This window comes from Labrys monachus (assembly GCF_030814655.1).
Lineage (GTDB): Bacteria > Pseudomonadota > Alphaproteobacteria > Rhizobiales > Labraceae > Labrys > Labrys monacha.
Genome location: NZ_JAUSVK010000001.1, coordinates 598,298 through 614,586 on the forward strand (window position 1 = coordinate 598,298; position 16,289 = coordinate 614,586).

The window sequence follows — 16,289 nt, forward strand, 5'->3', positions numbered from 1 at the left end:
AGTATTCGCTATTTGATTCCCCATGACCGAGGCCGAAACCGTCACTGCCGTCATGCGCGCCCTTGCCGATCCCACGCGGCGGGCCGTGTTCGAGCGCATCGTCAAGGCCGACGAGATCACCGTCGTCGAGCTGACCCGCGGCAGCAACGTCACGCAGGGCGCCATTTCCCAGCATCTCAAATCCCTGAAACAGGCCGGCCTCGTCTGCGAGCGTCCCGAGGGGCGCAACGTCTATTACCGCGCCCAGCCGGGCGGCCTGGCGCCGCTGGCCGACTGGATGAGCCATTACGGCGTCTTCTGGCGCGAACGTTTCGCCGATCTGAGAAACCTGCTGAAGGAAATCGATCCATGAACCAAGCCGTGAATCCGGACACGCAGGCCATCGTGGTCGACGAGGTCTTCCCGCATGCGCCGGCGGTGATCTGGAAGGCCCTGACCAGCGGCGATCTGGTCGGCCGCTGGCTGATGGCGCCGAAGGGCTTCGAGCCCGTGCCGGGCAGCCATTTCACCTTTCAGACCACGCCGGCCGGCGCATGGGACGGCACCATTCATTGCGAGGTGCTGGAAGTCGTGCCGCAGGAGCGGCTGTCCTATGCGTGGAAGGGCGGCCATGAGGGCAATGACGGCTATGGCTCGAAACTGGAGACGGTGGTCACCTTCACCCTCTCCAGGACCGGGACGGGCACGCGCCTGCGCCTCGTCCATGCCGGCTTCGTGCTCCCGAAGAACGACACCGCCTATCGCAGCATGAGCGAAGGCTGGAAGAAGGTGGTCAGGAAGCTCGACATCGTGGCCGCCGAAGAGGCGTCGCAGACGCGGCATTGAAGCGAGAGGAGATCGCCATGAACACGCTTTATACCGGCGGCTGCGCCTGCGGCGCGATCCGCTACGAGATCGCCGGCGAGCCGGCCGTCATGGTCGACTGCCAGTGCCGGCAATGCCAGCGCGACAGCGGCACCGGGCATCAGTCGCATCTGACTTTCGTCGCGGCGGCGGTGACGGTGGAGGGCGAGGCGTCGCACTGGCAGACCGTCGGCGACGGCGGCACCGTCAAGCGGCGCGCCTTCTGCCCGACATGCGGTTCCTCCGTCTACCTGACCTTTCCCGCCATGCCCAACGTGTTCATCGTCACCCCGGCCAGCCTCGACGACCCGAGCCGCTACAGGCCGCAACTGGTGTCCTGGACGGCGGTCGGCCAGCCCTGGGATCGCCTCGATCCGGCCGTGCCGACATTCGACAGGATGCCGACTCGGTGAATGGAGCCTCCCGATCTGCGCGACGGCGGGAGCGGCGCCTCTCCCCATCGGCGTCCGGATGGCTTAAAGAAGGGCGATCGGATCGGTGGAGGCCCTCATGAACGGTGCTCAGGATCTCGGCGGCATGATGGGCTTCGGGCCGATCGCGCCGGAAAAGGACGAGTCCCTCTTCCACGCGCCGTGGGAGCGGCGGGCGCTGGCGGTGACGCTGGCGATGGGGGCGACGGGCGCCTGGCCGCTCGATGCCGGCCGCTATGCCCGCGAGACGCTGCCGCCGGCGGAGTATCTCACCTCGTCCTATTACGAGATCTGGATCAAGGCGCTCGCCAAGCTGGTCGTCGCCCGCGGGCTCGCCAGCGAGGCGGAACTGGCCGAAGGCCGCGCCGTCGGGCCGCCGGCGCCGGTCAAGCGCGTCCTGCGGGCCGCCGACGTGCCCGCGGCGCTCGCCGCCGGCACGCGCTGCGACCGGCCGGCGACGCGGCCCGCCCGCTTTGCCGGGGGCGATGTCGTCCGCGCCCGCAACGAGCACAAGCTCACCCATACGAGGCTGCCGCGCTATGCGCGCGGGCGCCTCGGCACGGTGGTGGCGGCGCATACGATGTTCGTCCTGCCCGACACCAATGCCCATGACGAAGGCGAGAACCCCGAATGGCTCTATACCGTGAAGTTCGCCGGCACCGAATTGTGGGGGCCGCAGGCCGACCCCGCCTTGACCGTCATGCTCGATCTCTGGGAGAGCTATCTTGACCCCGCTTGAGGCCGTTCCCTCCATTCCGCGCGACCGCGGCGAGCCGGTGTTCCGCGAGCCCTGGGAGGCGCGGGCCTTCGCTCTGGCGGTTTCGCTGCATGAGAAGGGCGTCTTCACCTGGCCCGAATGGGCGCAGGCCCTCGGCGCGGAGATTCGCGCCGCGCCCGCCGACGACGGCTCGCATTATTACGAGCGCTGGCTGTCGGCCCTGGAGAAGATGATGGCCGCCAAGGGCCTCGCCGCGAAAGGCGGGTAGGGAGGGGCGATCACCGATCGCCCTTCTTGGAAACGCAGAGCATGCCGGAGAGGAAGAGGTCGATCGGTGATCGACCCTCCGGGCTATCGCACGAGGACGTTGCGGAACTGCCAGGGATCGGAGGTGTCGATGTCCTCGGGGAAGAAGCCCGGCAGGTCCTCGAGCGGGTTCCAGTCGGTGTAGAAGCCCTTGACCGGACCGAGATAGGGACGCTGGACCTCGAGGCAGCGGCGGTAATCCATGTCGTCGGCCTCGACGATGCCGGCATTCGGATTTTCCAGCGCCCAGACCATGCCGGCGAGCACGGCGGAGGTCACCTGCAGGCCGGTGGCGTTCTGGTGGGGGGCGAGGTCCCGCGTTTCCTCGATCGACAGCTGCGAGCCGTACCAATAGGCGTTCATCCTGTGGCCGTAGAGGAGCACGCCGAGCTCGTCCTTGCCGTCGACGATGTCGCGCTCGTCGAGGATGACGTGCTTTTCCTGGGGCTTGCCGCCGCGGCCGAACATCTCGTGCAGCGAGAGCACGGCATCGTTGCAGGGATGGTAGGCGTAGTGGCAGGTCGGCCGGTAGACCGCCTCGCCGTCCTTGCGCACGGTGAGGAAGTCGGCGATCGAGATCGATTCGTTGTGGGTGACGAGGAAGCCGTATTGCGCGCCGGGCGTCGGGCACCAGCTGCGCACGCGCGTGTTGGCGCCGGGCTGCAGGAGATAGATCGCCGCGCCGCAGCCCTCGCTGTGGGTGCGGCCGTTCTCCGGCATCCATTTCTCATGCGTGCCCCAGCCGAGCTCGGCCGGCTGCATGCCCTCGGAGACGAAGCCCTCGACCGACCAGGTGTTGACGAAGACGCCGGAAGGCTTGGGGTCGCGGGCGCGCTGGGTGTCGCGTTCGGCGATATGGATGCCCTTGATGCCGAGGGCCTGGGCGAGGGCGGCCCATTCCTCGCGGCTCTTCGGCTCGGGGGCGTGGTGGCCGGTATCCCGGTTGATGTCGATCAGCGCCTGCTTGACGAACCAGGACACCATGCCCGGATTGGCGCCGCAGCAGGAAACCGCCGTGGTGCCACCCGGATTCCGGCGCCGGGCCGCGAGCACGGTTTCGCGCAGCGCATAATTGGAGCGCACCTCCGGCCCGGCGCTCTTGTCGAAATAGAAGCCGAGCCAGGGCTCGACCACGGTGTCGATGTAGAGCGCGCCGATGCTCCGGCACAATTCCATGATGTCGAGCGAGGACGTGTCGACCGACAGGTTGACGCAGAAGCCCTGGCCCTCGCCCTCGGTCAGCAGCGGCTGCAGGAGGTCGACGTAATTGTCACGCGTCACCGCCTTCTGGATGAAGCGGACGCCATGGTCCTTGAGGAATTTGAGGTCGCCCTCGAGCGGATCCGGGTCGATGATGACGAGACGGTTTCTGTCGAACGTGAAATGACGTTCGATCAGCGGCAGCATGCCGCGCCCGATCGAGCCGAAGCCGATCATGACGATGGGGCCTGAAATCGTACCATAGACGGGCCACTGAGCCATCAAATCCTCCAGAAATCCTCGATACACAGCGTTTACGGGCTGCCGCCGCAGGCTGCAAGTCTTTGTCTGCCTGTGTGAAAGCACGATGACGGGATCGCGGGAGCGCCCGCCCGGGCTCGTCCGGATGCGCGGCGCATCGGAAAGGGCAGGCCCGGGACGGTGCCCCGGGCCTGCGGCGGGCGGTGTGGACCCGTCTCAGCGCGGCCGGCCTCGCATCAGGCTGCGAAGCGCAGCGCGCTGTCATTGGCGACATTCGCGACGAGGGCGGCGAAGTCCGGCGCGGCCACGAAATCGCCGGTGGCATTGACGAGGCCATGGGCGCCGACGAGCGCGTCCGGCGCCAGCTCCATGCCGAGGAAGCGGTTGCGCTCCACCGGCCCGGGCAGCCAGAGGCGCTCGGTGAGGTCGGTGGAAAAGCCGAACCGGCTGTAATAGGGCGCATCGCCCACCAGCAGGACCGCCTTGTGGCCGAGCTCCTGGGCATGGCCGAGGGCATGCCACATCATGCGCGCGCCGAGGCCTTCGCTGCGCCGGGCTCCGTCGACGGCCAGCGGCCCGAGCAGGAGCGCGGGACGGCCCGGGCCGGCCGAGATGTTCCACAGGCGCAGCGTGCCGATCAGCCGGCCGTCGTCGACGGCGGCGAAGGCGAGGCCGGCGGCCGGCAGGCGGCCTTCGCGCAGGCGCTCGCAGGTCTTGGCGAAGCGCGACGGCCCGAAGGCGGCGTCGAGCAGCTTCTCGCGAGCGTCGAGGTGGGAGAAGGTTTCGGAAACGATACGGATCATGGCCGTGGCTCCTCAGAGGGTAGAGCGACAGCCCTCGCACCGACAAAGCGGCCGTACGGGACGATGAAAGGGGATCCGGGAGAGCGGACAGGCGTCCGCCCTGGAACCGGTGCGCTTGGACGGCGCGGGCGGGAGGCCCGCCCGGCTTCAGATCACGACGGAGGCCAGCGGCGGGAAGCCGTTGAAGCCGATGGTCGAGTAGGTCGTCGTGTAGGCGCCGCAGGCCTCGATCAGGACCTTGTCGCCGATCGACAGGCTGACGGGAAGATCATAGGGCGTCTTCTCGTAGAGCACGTCGACCGAATCGCAGGTCGGTCCGGCCAGGACGCAGGGCGCCCTGGCGTCGCCGTCCCGCTCGGTGCGGATCGGATAGCGGATCGCCTCGTCCATCGTCTCGGCGAGGCCGTGGAACTTGCCGATGTCGAGATAGACCCATCGGATCTCGTCGTTTGCGGCCTTCTTCGACACCAGCACGACTTCGGCTTCGATCATGCCGGCATCGCCGACCATGCCGCGGCCCGGCTCGATGATCGTTTCGGGCAGCTGGTTGCCGAAATGCTGGCGCAGCGATTCGAAGATCGCATCGCCATAGGCCGGCACGCCCGGCATCGCCCGCAGATATTTCGCCGGGAAGCCGCCGCCCATATTGACCATCGACAGCACGATGCCGCGCTCGGCCATCTCGCGGAAGATGTCCGCGGCGATCGCCAGCGCGCTGTCCCAGGCCTGGACGTTGCCCTGCTGCGAGCCGACATGGAACGACACGCCATGGGCGACGAGGCCCAGACGCTGGGCGTGCTCGAGCACCTGCGGCGCCATTTCGGGGGCGCAGCCGAACTTCTTGGAGAGCGGCCAGTCGGCACCGGCGCCGTCGCACAGGATGCGGCAGAACACGCGGGAACCGGGGGCGGCGCGGGCGATCTTCTCGACCTCGGCCTCGCAGTCGACCGCGAACAGGCGCACGCCATAGTCGAAGGCACGCGCGATGTCGCGCTCCTTCTTGATGGTGTTGCCGAAGGAGACGCGGTCCGCGCCGGCACCGGTCGCCAGCGCCTGCTCGATCTCGACGACGGAAGCGCAATCGAAGGAGGAGCCGAGCCCGGCCAGGAGGTTGAGGATCTCCGGCGCCGGATTGGCCTTCACGGCGTAGAAGACGCGCGTGTCCGGCAGCGCATGGGCGAACGCATGATAGTTCCGCTCGACGACGTCGAGATCGACGACGAGGCGGGGGCCGTCGGCGGGGTTGGCGCGCAGGAAGTCGCGGATGCGGTCGGTCATGATGGGTCTCCCCAGATCCAAAGGTGTCATGGACCGGAGCGTCTTCCTTGCCGCCGCGGGGTGGAGCCGCGGCAGACAGATGAAGGCGCGCCGCCCACCGCCGGTCAGGCCAGAGCCTCACCGCGACGGGATGCAAAACGCCACGCAACGGAGCAAACCGCTGCATGGTTGGAACTGCCTTGGATTGGATCGGGAAACCCGGTCCGCACGCCTGGCAATGAGAAACAAGCCTCTTCAGTCGCTGGATCTGGAATCCAGCCGAGACCAAAAAAGCCCGCTTCGTCGTTGCTTCAAGCTGCGTCCCCCGCGGAGTACGGGGTTCACCGGTCGCCTCCGGCTGCCGATCGTTGTTCGGGGCTCGGTGACTTACGCCACCTCAAAGGTCACTGCCGCAACCTTTGTGCACCCCTGGCGACCGTCCAGCCTCTTGTCTGGATGTCCACCGACCGGCACGCGGCCACAGGCACGTGCGAAATTGGGCAAGGCGGGAGATATGGAATCGGGCCGTCATATGCAAGAAAAAATCGCGGCCCCGATGAAAAAAATGGCTCCCGGCCGGTGAAATCCCGAGTCCGAGGCAGAACGGCGGGCGGCGCCTGCCTAAAAGGCGTCTTCCGCCAGTTCCATGACCTGCTCGCGTATATCCTCCGGCCAGGGTTCCACCAGCATGGCGAATCGCCCGGCCTCGCCGGCGAAGAGGGCGCGAGACGCCTCCTCGAAATCCGTCTCGTTGCCGGCCGTCGCCACCATGAAGCGATAGGTCGCCTCGCGGGCCTCGCGGATGCGGTCCTGCGCCTCGCTCGTGCGCCGGGCCTCGTCGACGAGCTTGCGCAGCATCACCGAGGCGCCGCCCGGCTGGGAGGACAGCCACTCCCAATGGCGGGGCAGCAGCGTCACCTCGCGCGCGACCACCCCGAGCCTGGGACGGCCGGGACCGCGCGGCTGCGGCGGCTCGGGCGCCTCCTCTTCGAGGCGGGCGCGGATATCGTCCGGCGTGCCGCGCAGGTCGAGATCGACCGGCCGCCCGGTGGCGCAGTCGAAGATGAGGATGGGGGCTTCCTCGCCGGCGTCCTGGGCATCCTTGACGGCGAGCGCAACCGCGAGGGCCTCACCCCTGGCGAGGCGGCGGGTGCCGGCGAAGGCAATGAGGGCAGCGTTCATCATGGGCATCATCCTGCACAACGGATGCAGATATAAATACCCGGATAAAATAAAAAAGTCAAGTTACATCCGGGTTAAATCAGGCGACAAGCCGGCAAATTCGGGGTCATCTTGTGCAGGCCGCCCTTGCCAGGCGGTGGGACAAGGGGTTTTGGACCGTGACGGTTCGGGATTTGTCATTGCCGGGCTCGCCCCGGCACGCCAGCCGGGCCGCTGGCCCTTATCCCGGACGAAGTCCGGATACCCCGGGACAAGCCCGGGTAGGACAACATTGCGTCCCTTCCTGTCGTGGCGCAGGGGGGCGGCCCCGCTCACGTCTCCTTGGCGCCGTCCCGCTCGACCGGCGTGATCCGGAGGGAGGCGATGCGGTTCTTCTGCTTGCGCAGGATCTGGAAGCGATAGCCGTAGAAGGTGAAGGTCTGCCCGGCTTCCGGGATGGTGCGGGCCTCGTGGATGACGAGCCCGGCAATCGTCGTCGCCTCCTCGTCCGGCAATTGCCAGTCCATGGCGCGGTTGAGATCGCGGATCGGCACCGAACCGTCGACGTTGACGGCGCCGTCGGCCTGCGGCCGGACGCCGGTGACGACGAGGTCGTGCTCGTCGGAGATGTCGCCGACGATCTCCTCGATGATGTCCTCGAGAGTGACGATGCCGAGCACGGAGCCGTATTCGTCGACGACGAAGGCGAAATGCATCTTCTTGCGGCGGAAGGACCGGAGCTGGTCGACCAGAGGCGTGGTGTCCGGCACGAACCAGGCGGGCAGGGCGATGTCGCCGATATCGAGCTTGTCCGGGTCGTTGCCGACGGCGTCGAGGGCGCGCAGCAGGTCCTTGGCATGGAGGATGCCGACGATGTTGTCGGGCGTGTCCTTCCAGACGGGGATGCGGGTATAGGGCGCGGCCAGCACGGCCTGCACGATCTGCGAGGGGCCCTCGTCGATGTCGACCGAGAACATGGTGGTGCGGTGGACCATGACGTCCCCGACCGTCAGTTCCTGCAGGTCGAGCAGGCCGCCGAACATGTCGCGGTCGGTCTTCTCGACGGAGCCTTCCTTGTGCAGGAGGTCGACGGTGCCGCGAAGCTCCTCCGTGGCGGAAAGCAGCGAGGTGTGCTCGCCGATGCGCAGGCCGAAGATGCGCAGGATGAGGCGGACCACCCAGCTCAGCGTCGCGGTCAGCGGCGAGAAGACGGTGATGACGAAGCGCACCGGCCAGGCCACCGCGAGCGCGAAGCGCTCGGGATAGTTGATGGCGATGGTCTTCGGCATGATCTCGACGAAGACGATGCTGAGCACCGAGATGACGATGGTGGCATAGAAGATGCCGACGTCGCCGAAGATCTCCAGGAGCACGCCGGTCGTCATCGCGGCGGCGGCGGTGTTGACGATGCTGGTGCCGATCAGCAGCGAGCCGATCATCGCCTCGCGGATGTCGAGGAGGCCGTTGACGACGCGCGCGCGGCGGCTGCCGCTTCGCTCCAGGCTGAGCAGCCGGGCGCGGGAGGCCGCCGTCAGCGCGGTCTCGGACCCGGCGAAGAAGAAGCCGGCGGCCAGCAGCAGGAAGATGATGAAGGCGGAGATCCACGTCTGCGCGTGCATGGCCTTCAGGGTCCCGTCACAGGAGCGGCAGCGTCGGGCCCGTCGGCGAGCTTCTCGGCCAGGAAATGTCTCACCGCGGCGGGATCGACGTCGTCGGCGATGAAGCTCTCGCCGATGCCGCGGGTGAGGATGAAGGTCAGCCGGCCGCGCTTCACCTTCTTGTCCTGGGTGATGGCCGTCATCAGCGCATCGGCCGAGCCGGCGCCGCCGGGGATCTGTCCGATGCGCGTGGGCAGGCCGACCTCGGCGAGGTGGGCGGCGACGCGGGAGGGCGTCTCCTGCGAGCACAGGCCGAGGCGGGCGGAGAATTCATGGGCGAGCACCATGCCGATCGCCACGCCCTCGCCATGCACCAGGCGGCGCGAATCATAGCCTGTGACCGCCTCCAGCGCATGGCCGAAGGTATGGCCGAGATTGAGCAGCGCGCGTTCGCCGGTCTCGGTCTCGTCGCGCGCGACGATGCCGGCCTTCGACCGGCAGGAGATGGCGATCGCCTCCTCGCGCGCGGCGCCGCCGGCCATGACGTCGCGCCAGCGGCGTTCGAGCCAGCCGAAGAAGGCGGCGTCGTTGATCAGGCCGTATTTGGCGACTTCGGCGTAGCCGGCGCGGAATTCCCGCTTCGACAGAGTGTCGAGCACGCTGGTGTCGGCCAGCACGAGGCTCGGCTGGTGGAAGGCGCCGACGAGGTTCTTGCCATGGCGGGAATTGATGCCCGTCTTGCCGCCGACGGAGGAATCGACCTGGGCCAGCAGGCTGGTCGGGATCTGGACGAAGCGCATGCCGCGCCGGATCACCGCGGCGGCAAAGCCGGCGAGATCGCCGATGACGCCGCCGCCGAAGGCGACGACGAGGTCGCCGCGCTCGACGCGGGTGGCGATCAGGTCCTCGCAGACGCGGGCGAAGGTGGTGAAGCTCTTCGAGGCCTCGCCGGGCTCGACCGTCACCGTCTGGTGCGCCAGGCCGGCCCGGTCGAGGCTCTCGGCGAGGGTTGCGAGGTGAAGGCCGGCGACATTGGTGTCGGTGACGATGGCGAGCCGCGCCTGCGGCGCCAAAGCGGCGATGCGCGTCCCCGCTTCCGCCAGCAGCCCCGGCCCGATCGAGATCTCGTAGGAGCGCTCGCCCAGGACCACGGGAACGGTAATCGGCGAAGTCATGGCGTGGCGTCCGGTTTGGCTTTCAGGAGATGGGCTTCGAGGGCCCCGACGACCTCCTCCAGCACGCTGTCATGCGCGACGTCCCGTGACAGGACCGTGACATCGGCGTGGGCATAGGTCGGATAGCGCAGCTCGATCAGCTTCCTCAGCGTCGCTTCGGGGTCCGCCGTCTGCAGGAGCGGCCGGGTCGGCTTGCGGCGCACGCGGCGCATCAGCACGTCGAGTTCGGCCTTGAGCCAGATCGAGATGCCGCGCTCGGCGATGAGGGCGCGGGTTTCCTCGTTCATGTAAGCGCCGCCGCCGGTGGCGAGCACGATCGGCCGGTCGCAGGCGAGCAGGCGGGCGATGACGCGCCGCTCCTTGTCGCGGAAGAAGGCCTCGCCGTCGCTGGCGAAGATCTCGGGAATGGACTTCTGCGCCGCTTCCTCGATTTCGGTGTCCGCATCGCGAAAGTCGAGGCCGAGCCGCATCGCCAGCCGTTTTCCCACGGCGCTCTTGCCTGCGCCCATCATGCCGACGAGCACGATGGAGCGTCCCGCCAGCGCGGCGGCCAGCTTCCTTTCGCGCTCGGCCGGAGCAAGGGATGTCGCCGCTTCGCCCATTTCGTCCTGCATCAACAAGGTCATCGCTCTATTGAACCGGAGAGCCCGCCGCGCGCAAGACCCCCGCAGCGGGCCGGACGCCCCTTCGCGCGAGGCCGACGCCGCGCAGCGCCGCCCCGCGACGGCCTCGCGGGGCGGATTGCCCGAAGCGGCGACATGCGGCAAGATATTGAAAGTCAACCGGATTTCCTTCGCATGCTCCGATCTGCGGGGCGCCGGCGAAATCGAACCCGCCCGGCGTGCGGCGTGACACGTTTCCTTCATGCTTTCGCATCAGGCTCCCCATTTTCGTTGGTCCGAGGTTCCGCGATGCCAAGCCTCACCCGCTTCCTGATCGTCCTCGCCGTGATCGGCCTCGTCCTTTTCGGCCTCGTCTATGCGCTGGGGACCTATGTCAGGCCGGCGACGCGGCCGATGAGCGTCGACGTGCCGCTGACGAGGCTCGGGCGATGACGGCGGGCGCGGGATGGGCGGGGTTGGGGCATGACGAAAATTCGAGGGCAGCGCGGTTCCAATTCGCACGGCGGATGTTATGGGCATGATGATGCCTGACCGGATATCCCTCCGCCTGCGCGCCGCGGCTCTGGCCCCGCGCGTCTCGATGCCGCCCCGGGCGGACTGGATCTTCGCCCTGCGCAGCACCGCGGCGGGGCTGGTGGCGCTGGCGATCGCGCAGGCTCTCGGCCTGGAGCAGCCGCAATGGGCGATGATGACGGTGTTCATCGTCAGCCAGCCGGTGGCGGGCATGGTGCTCGCCAAGGGCCTGTTCCGCCTGGGCGGAACCCTGGCCGGGGCGCTCGCCTCCATTGCCATGGTCAAGCTGACCGGCGCTTTCCATCCGGCCTTCGTGGCGACGCTGGCGATCTGGATCGCGATGTGCACCTATGTCGCCTCGATCCTGCGCAATCCGGAATCCTACGGCGCCGTGCTGGCGGGCTATACCGTCGCGATCATCGGCCTGCCGGCCTATGACAATGCCGCCTTGGTGACCGATCTCGCCACGGCCCGCTGCATCGAGATCATGCTCGGCATCGCCTGCGCGGGCATCGCCAGCCGGCTGTTCCTGCCGCAGCTCGCGCGCGACCTCCTCGTCGAGCGCGTCGGCGCGGGGCTGCGCGACATCGCGCGCTATGCCAGCGGCGCCATGAAGGGCACGCCGGCGGCGGATCTGGACATGGCCTATCAGCGGCTGATCGTCGATATCGAGGCCCTCGCGGCGATGCGCGCCTATGCGCGGCTGGAGGCGCCCGGCCTCGTCACCCACGGGCGCATGGCCCGGCACACCATCGGCCACATGCTCTCCTCGATTTCCGCCATCCACACCCTCCTGGCCCATGCCAGCGCGCCGGACAGCACCTGGCGCCCGCTGCTGGGACGGATCGCCGCCATGCTCGACGAGATGGTGCAGCGCCCCTGGCAGACCGAGGACGTCCGTCCCTGGCTGCGGCGGATCGAGGCGGCGGCGGCGGAGGCGCAGGCCATGCGCGAGGCTCCGGTGCCGGCGCACGAGGACCGGGTGGGCGCCGCCGCGCGCCTGACCTTGCTGGTCGAGTTCCTGGCCGCCGTCAAGGCCGTCCTCCACGGGCTCGCCGCCCTCCGGCTGCGCGCGCCCGATCCCCAGCGGGACTGGCGGCCGCCGGCCCTCCTGATCGACCGCGACAAGAGCGGCGCGCTCATCAACGCCACCCGCGCCGCGATCGCCACGGCCATCGTCACCGCCTATTGGATCGCCACGCGCTGGGCCGATCTCGGCGGCGCCGCCGTCATGGTCTCGGTGGTGTCGAGCCTGTTCGCCACCATGCCGAACCCGATGCGCTCGGCCTTCGACTATTTCAAGGGCGGGGTGATCTCCATCCTGCCGGCCTTCGTCGTCGGGCAGCTCGTGCTGCCCGCCCTGCCGGGCTTCGGCTGGGTGCTGGCGGCGGTGACGCCCGTGCTGGTGCCCGCCGCCCTGATGATGGCCAATCCGCGCTTCTCGAGCATCGCGACGTCGGTGGTCATCAATTTCCTGCTCTTCGTCAATCCGCACCAGCCGATGGTCGCGGCGCCGGGGCTGTTCGTCAACGCCGTCGCGGCGGTGCTCGGGGGCATCCTGCTCAGCCTGCTCGTCTTCATGGTGGTGTTGCCCCCGCGGCCGGAGCGCGTCATCGAGCGGGTGGTCGAGGCCTTTCGCGCCGACCTGACGCGACTGTGCCTGCATGATCGCCTGCCCAAGGCCTCGGCCTTCGAGAGCCTCGCCTATGACCGCATCAACCAGCTGATGGCGCCGCTCGAGCGGGTCGGCGGCGCGAGCCAATACACGCTCGACGGCAGCCTGGCGGCGGTGAGCATGGGGCTGGAGATCCTGCGCCTGCGCCGCCTCGCGGCCGCCGGCGAGCTGTCGCACCGCCACGCCGGCAGCGTCACCACCGCCCTGGGACAGCTCGCCCATCTCCTGATGATGCGCGGCCCGCATGCCAAGGCCCTGCGCGACATGATCCTCGCCCTTCGGACGCTGTCGGCAGGCATGGCCGACGGACATGCCTCGGGCCATCTGCAGGCCGCGGCTTCCCTGCGGGTGATCGCGGCGGTGCTGGAAGACCACCCCCTCTATTTCTGAGGACGGTCCCGCGATGGCCGCCGCCGGGCCTGTTTTCCGCCCGTTAACCCCCTCGGACTAGGCTGCCGCCATGCCGAAGCCCCCGAGCGACGCCCGCCTGATCGACGCCTTCCTCGACATGGTCTCCGCCGAACGCGGCGGCGCCGAGAACACGCTCGAGGCCTATCGCCGCGACCTCACCGACTGGCACGATTTCCTCGCCGGCCGCGGCAGCTCGATCGCGGCCGCGACGGCCGAGGAGGCGCGCGGCCATCTCGCCGCCCTCTCGGAGCTCGGCTTCAAGGCGACGACGATGGCGCGGCACCTGTCGGCGATCCGCCAGCTGCACAAGTTCCTCTATGCCGAAGGCTATCGCAGCGACGATCCGACCTCGGTGCTGGACGGGCCGAAGCGCGGGCGCACCCTGCCGAAGGTGCTGAGCGTCGAGGAGGTCGACCGCCTGCTCGGCGCCGCGGCCGAAGGCATCGGCGACGCCGGGCGCTCCGTGCTCGAAAGGCTGCGGGCGGCCCGGATGAGCGCGCTGCTCGAGACGCTCTACGCGTCGGGGCTGCGGGTGTCGGAGCTGGTCGCCCTGCGGCGGGGCGCGGCCCGGCCCGACCTCGCCATGCTGTCGGTGGTCGGCAAGGGCTCGAAGGAGCGGCTGGTGCCGCTGACGGAGGCGGCACGGCGGGCGATGCGGGTCTGGCTCGACCTCCTCGCCGAGGCCGGCCGCGACAAGGCCTCACCCTGGCTGTTTCCCTCCTTCGGGCAGAGCGGGCATCTCAGCCGCCAGCATTTCGCCCGCGACCTGAAGCTGCTCGCCGCCGCCGCCGGCATCCGGGCGGACCGCATCAGCCCGCATGTGCTGCGCCATGCCTTTGCGAGCCATCTCCTGCAGAACGGCGCGGACCTGCGCTCGGTGCAGATGATGCTCGGCCATGCCGACATCGCCACGACGCAGATCTACACCCATGTGCTGGACGAGCGCATGAAGGCGATGGTGCGCGACCTGCATCCGCTCGGCGATTGATGCGGCGCCACGTTCCATCAACGCGTTGCGAGACGGCGGCCTCTCCGTCCCTGCCGCGACGCCGATGTCCCCTCGCCCCGCGGAGCGGGGAGAGGATAGAGGAGAGGGGCAGCACCGAGGCCGGACCGTAATGATCGGCCGAGACATCTGCCGCATCTCGGTTGCGCAGCCCCTCATCCTTACCTTCTCCCCGCCAGCGGGGAGAAGGGGCGGCCGGCGTCGAGTTCCATTACCGCGCCGCGAGCGCTGGCGGGCGCTCAGCCGCCGGTCATATGCGGCACCACCACCAGGTGGGAGACCTCGCCGTTCAGATAGGCCTGCAGGAAGCGGGGATAGTGCTTGAAGGACACGCAGCCATTGGAGGCGCCCTGCGGGCCGAGCATGTAGCTGTGGGCGAGAATGCCGTCGCGGCCATACATGCTGCCATTGCCGACGGGGGTGAGCCTGAGCGCCTGCACGCCGTGGAAGAGCTGCCGGCGCAGGGAGAGTTCGTAGACATTGGGCGGCGTCGCCCCGCGGTTCTTCTGGGTGACCAGGCGGGGATTGTCGAAGCTGCTGCCCAGGCCGGAATGGGCCTCGAGCCGCTCGCCGTTCGGCAGATAGACGGTGTGCGCGGCGATGTCGTAATAGGCGGTGCGGTTGCCCAGGCTCGGCGCCCAGTTCGGCTTGGCGGGCGGCGCGGGCGCGTCGTCCGGCTGCGCATAGGCGAGCACGCTTTCGGTCGGCGGCTTCAAGGCATCGAAGAGCCTGGGAATGAGGCCGCGGTCGTCGCGCGGGGGAGCGCCGATGCTGGCCATGGCGGCCTCGGCCTTGGCGCGCTCGTCGCCGCCGCGGGAGAAGGACCGCGTCGAGCCGTGCCGGGATCCGGTGTCGGTGAGGACGGCGGCGTGGACCGGCGGCAGCGGAAGGCTGTCCGCCGATGCGACGACCTCGCGCCTCGGCGGGAGGGGGATCGGCAGCGCCGGCGCGGGCGCTGCGGCCGGGACGATGGCGGCGGCCGTTGCAGCCGGCGCGGTTGCCGCGGCCGGCGCTGGGTCGGGGAGCGTCGCGACCTGCGCATGGATCTCGACCGGGGCGAGGATGGCGGGCGTCGGCTCGTCGTTGGCCGCCACGACGGAAGCCGCCGCGAGCGCCGGCGTCGGCGCGGATCGCGCGTCGCTGGCCGCGAGGTTCTGGGGCGCCGGCGGCTTTTCGGCCGCGATCTCGCGTCCGAGTTCCGCCACGCTCTCCTGCATCCGGCGCCGGGCGGCCAAGGCGAGCGCCTTCTGGGCGGACAAGTCCTGCGTGCGGATATCGGGGACCGAGCCGAGAGAAGACGCCGCCAGGGAGCCGATCGCCGTCGCCGCCACCACCAGGCCGGAGGCAACGGTACCGGAACCGAGGAGGACCGCAGCGAAAACGACCAGACGAGACTTGCCGCGCCGCAAGGTTCTACTGTCGAAGGAAGCGGTGTTGCTCGATAGGGTGGTCGTATACGTCATTGTCCTCGTACTCAGACAGCCTGCGTCGGCCGATGAATGCCTGCTCTCCAGGCTCCGTCGCACCCGCCCGTGACCGATAGACTGACGAAAGTTGGTAACTATTTCCTTTACGCCGTGTATAATCTTGGGAGACCCTTCTATCCGCGGCCTCCGGACCGGCATTTGCGGCACGGTGTTACCGGCGCTCCGCGGCGGATGGCGTCGCCGGAAAGCGGCCGGGGGCCTTTGATTTCAGACCGGCAGGCCCTGATCGGCCTTGACCTCTTCCATCACCGTATAGGTCCGCGTCTCGCGCACGCCCGCGAGGGTCCACAGCGCCTCGCCGAGAAAACGGCGATAGGCGGCCATGTCGGCGACGCGCACCTTGAGGAGATAGTCGAAGCCGCCGGCGACCATGTGGCACTCGATTACGTCCGGTGTGCGGCGAACCGCGTCCGAAAATCGGTCGAAGACGTCCGGCGTCGTCTTGTCGAGGAGGACCTCGACGAAGACCAGGAAGGAACGGCCGAGCTTGGCGGCGTCGAGCCGCGCGCCGAAGCCGGTGATGAAGCCCTCGCGCGTCAGCCGTTTGATCCGCTCGGTGGTCGCCGTCGGCGACAGGCCGATGCGCTCGGCGAGATCCACCGTTGCGAGCCGGCCGTCGGCCTGCAGCAGAGCGAGGATCCTGCGGTCGGTGCGATCGATCGGGGAGGGCGCGGTCATGGGAAATCCTCGGTCTTGGGGCCGGCAGGCGGGCGGATGGAGGTCTCCGCCACTATCACTATAAAATACATAAATCATAGTGAAAGGCGCTAAAAAATGGCAAAAATCACCGTCGAAAAACTAGGACATCGATGCCACATTGA

17 protein-coding genes are annotated in these 16,289 nt (G+C 68.6%); 8 read left to right on the forward strand and 9 right to left on the reverse strand.

Going from position 1 to position 16,289, the window contains the following annotated elements:
* Positions 1–22 precede the first annotated feature (22 nt).
* From J3R73_RS02585 to J3R73_RS02605, 5 genes are all read left to right on the forward strand, one after another.
* The gene (locus tag J3R73_RS02585) at positions 23–352 is read left to right on the forward strand and encodes an ArsR/SmtB family transcription factor (protein ID WP_307422099.1); all 330 of its coding nucleotides are present in this window, start codon (positions 23–25) and stop codon (positions 350–352) included.
* Positions 349–825, forward strand: coding sequence for an SRPBCC family protein (locus J3R73_RS02590; protein WP_307422101.1), 477 nt, complete (start codon positions 349–351; stop codon positions 823–825). Before J3R73_RS02585 ends, J3R73_RS02590 begins: the two co-directional genes overlap by 4 nt.
* A 17-nt stretch (positions 826–842) precedes the next feature.
* On the forward strand, positions 843–1,256 hold the full coding sequence (locus tag J3R73_RS02595) for a GFA family protein (protein ID WP_307422103.1): 414 nt from the start codon (positions 843–845) through the stop codon (positions 1,254–1,256).
* 97 nt (positions 1,257–1,353) lie between these two features.
* Complete coding sequence (gene nthB, locus J3R73_RS02600; RefSeq protein WP_307422104.1) at positions 1,354–2,013, forward strand: nitrile hydratase subunit beta; 660 nt, start codon at positions 1,354–1,356, stop codon at positions 2,011–2,013.
* A complete protein-coding gene (locus J3R73_RS02605) occupies positions 2,000–2,260 on the forward strand; it encodes a nitrile hydratase accessory protein (protein WP_370879836.1) in 261 nt (86 codons plus the stop codon). Before nthB ends, J3R73_RS02605 begins: the two co-directional genes overlap by 14 nt.
* An 83-nt stretch (positions 2,261–2,343) precedes the next feature.
* On the opposite strand, the gene J3R73_RS02610 is transcribed toward J3R73_RS02605, so the two are convergent.
* The 7 genes from J3R73_RS02610 to J3R73_RS02640 all read right to left on the reverse strand — a co-directional run bounded on the left by J3R73_RS02610 (position 2,344) and on the right by J3R73_RS02640 (position 10,379).
* Complete coding sequence (locus J3R73_RS02610) at positions 2,344–3,780, reverse strand: homospermidine synthase (protein WP_307422105.1); 1,437 nt, start codon at positions 3,778–3,780, stop codon at positions 2,344–2,346.
* A gap of 215 nt (positions 3,781–3,995) precedes the next feature.
* Entirely contained in the window at positions 3,996–4,562 is a 567-nt protein-coding gene (locus J3R73_RS02615; protein WP_307422107.1) for a GNAT family N-acetyltransferase, read from the reverse strand.
* A gap of 147 nt (positions 4,563–4,709) precedes the next feature.
* Complete coding sequence (locus J3R73_RS02620; protein WP_307422109.1) at positions 4,710–5,840, reverse strand: type III PLP-dependent enzyme; 1,131 nt, start codon at positions 5,838–5,840, stop codon at positions 4,710–4,712.
* 600 nt (positions 5,841–6,440) lie between these two features.
* Positions 6,441–7,001: a DUF2239 family protein gene (locus tag J3R73_RS02625; RefSeq protein WP_307437037.1), complete on the reverse strand. Its 561-nt coding sequence runs from the start codon at positions 6,999–7,001 to the stop codon at positions 6,441–6,443.
* A gap of 311 nt (positions 7,002–7,312) precedes the next feature.
* The gene (locus tag J3R73_RS02630) at positions 7,313–8,599 is read right to left on the reverse strand and encodes an HlyC/CorC family transporter (RefSeq protein WP_307422111.1); all 1,287 of its coding nucleotides are present in this window, start codon (positions 8,597–8,599) and stop codon (positions 7,313–7,315) included.
* A gap of 5 nt (positions 8,600–8,604) precedes the next feature.
* Positions 8,605–9,753 (reverse strand): 3-dehydroquinate synthase, encoded by a 1,149-nt coding sequence (gene aroB / locus J3R73_RS02635; RefSeq protein ID WP_307422113.1) that lies wholly within the window; start codon positions 9,751–9,753, stop codon positions 8,605–8,607.
* Positions 9,750–10,379: a shikimate kinase gene (locus tag J3R73_RS02640; protein ID WP_307422115.1), complete on the reverse strand. Its 630-nt coding sequence runs from the start codon at positions 10,377–10,379 to the stop codon at positions 9,750–9,752. The genes aroB and J3R73_RS02640 overlap by 4 nt, the downstream gene beginning before the upstream one ends.
* Before the next feature lie 285 nt (positions 10,380–10,664).
* Here J3R73_RS02640 and J3R73_RS02645 point away from each other — a divergent pair, with 285 nt between their 5' ends.
* The 3 genes from J3R73_RS02645 to J3R73_RS02655 all read left to right on the forward strand — a co-directional run bounded on the left by J3R73_RS02645 (position 10,665) and on the right by J3R73_RS02655 (position 13,963).
* Positions 10,665–10,808: a hypothetical protein gene (locus J3R73_RS02645; protein WP_307422117.1), complete on the forward strand. Its 144-nt coding sequence runs from the start codon at positions 10,665–10,667 to the stop codon at positions 10,806–10,808.
* A gap of 85 nt (positions 10,809–10,893) precedes the next feature.
* Complete coding sequence (locus J3R73_RS02650; RefSeq protein ID WP_307422119.1) at positions 10,894–12,954, forward strand: FUSC family protein; 2,061 nt, start codon at positions 10,894–10,896, stop codon at positions 12,952–12,954.
* Positions 12,955–13,024: 70 nt separating this feature from the next.
* Positions 13,025–13,963, forward strand: coding sequence for a site-specific tyrosine recombinase XerD (locus J3R73_RS02655; RefSeq protein WP_307422121.1), 939 nt, complete (start codon positions 13,025–13,027; stop codon positions 13,961–13,963).
* 257 nt (positions 13,964–14,220) lie between these two features.
* Here J3R73_RS02655 and J3R73_RS02660 read toward each other — a convergent pair whose 3' ends face one another.
* Together J3R73_RS02660 and J3R73_RS02665 are read right to left on the reverse strand one after the other, a co-directional pair.
* On the reverse strand, positions 14,221–15,444 hold the full coding sequence (locus J3R73_RS02660) for a DUF2778 domain-containing protein (RefSeq protein ID WP_307422123.1): 1,224 nt from the start codon (positions 15,442–15,444) through the stop codon (positions 14,221–14,223).
* A 231-nt stretch (positions 15,445–15,675) separates the two neighbouring features.
* Complete coding sequence (locus J3R73_RS02665; RefSeq protein WP_307422124.1) at positions 15,676–16,146, reverse strand: Lrp/AsnC ligand binding domain-containing protein; 471 nt, start codon at positions 16,144–16,146, stop codon at positions 15,676–15,678.
* Between the last annotated feature and the right edge of the window lie 143 nt (positions 16,147–16,289).

Excerpts from the sequence above, each read along its gene's own strand:
- J3R73_RS02585 (WP_307422099.1), top strand. The coding sequence starts at position 23 with ATGACCGAGGCCGAAACCGTCACTGCCGTCATGCGCGCCCTTGCCGAT.
- J3R73_RS02590 (WP_307422101.1), top strand. The coding sequence starts at position 349 with ATGAACCAAGCCGTGAATCCGGACACGCAGGCCATCGTGGTCGACGAG.
- J3R73_RS02595 (WP_307422103.1), top strand. The coding sequence starts at position 843 with ATGAACACGCTTTATACCGGCGGCTGCGCCTGCGGCGCGATCCGCTAC.
- nthB (WP_307422104.1), top strand. The coding sequence starts at position 1,354 with ATGAACGGTGCTCAGGATCTCGGCGGCATGATGGGCTTCGGGCCGATC.
- J3R73_RS02610 (WP_307422105.1), bottom strand. The coding sequence starts at position 3,780 with ATGGCTCAGTGGCCCGTCTATGGTACGATTTCAGGCCCCATCGTCATG.
- J3R73_RS02615 (WP_307422107.1), bottom strand. The coding sequence starts at position 4,562 with ATGATCCGTATCGTTTCCGAAACCTTCTCCCACCTCGACGCTCGCGAG.
- J3R73_RS02620 (WP_307422109.1), bottom strand. The coding sequence starts at position 5,840 with ATGACCGACCGCATCCGCGACTTCCTGCGCGCCAACCCCGCCGACGGC.
- J3R73_RS02625 (WP_307437037.1), bottom strand. The coding sequence starts at position 7,001 with ATGAACGCTGCCCTCATTGCCTTCGCCGGCACCCGCCGCCTCGCCAGG.
- J3R73_RS02630 (WP_307422111.1), bottom strand. The coding sequence starts at position 8,599 with ATGCACGCGCAGACGTGGATCTCCGCCTTCATCATCTTCCTGCTGCTG.
- aroB (WP_307422113.1), bottom strand. The coding sequence starts at position 9,753 with ATGACTTCGCCGATTACCGTTCCCGTGGTCCTGGGCGAGCGCTCCTAC.
- J3R73_RS02640 (WP_307422115.1), bottom strand. The coding sequence starts at position 10,379 with ATGACCTTGTTGATGCAGGACGAAATGGGCGAAGCGGCGACATCCCTT.
- J3R73_RS02645 (WP_307422117.1), top strand. The coding sequence starts at position 10,665 with ATGCCAAGCCTCACCCGCTTCCTGATCGTCCTCGCCGTGATCGGCCTC.
- J3R73_RS02650 (WP_307422119.1), top strand. The coding sequence starts at position 10,894 with ATGATGATGCCTGACCGGATATCCCTCCGCCTGCGCGCCGCGGCTCTG.
- J3R73_RS02655 (WP_307422121.1), top strand. The coding sequence starts at position 13,025 with ATGCCGAAGCCCCCGAGCGACGCCCGCCTGATCGACGCCTTCCTCGAC.
- J3R73_RS02660 (WP_307422123.1), bottom strand. The coding sequence starts at position 15,444 with ATGACGTATACGACCACCCTATCGAGCAACACCGCTTCCTTCGACAGT.
- J3R73_RS02665 (WP_307422124.1), bottom strand. The coding sequence starts at position 16,146 with ATGACCGCGCCCTCCCCGATCGATCGCACCGACCGCAGGATCCTCGCT.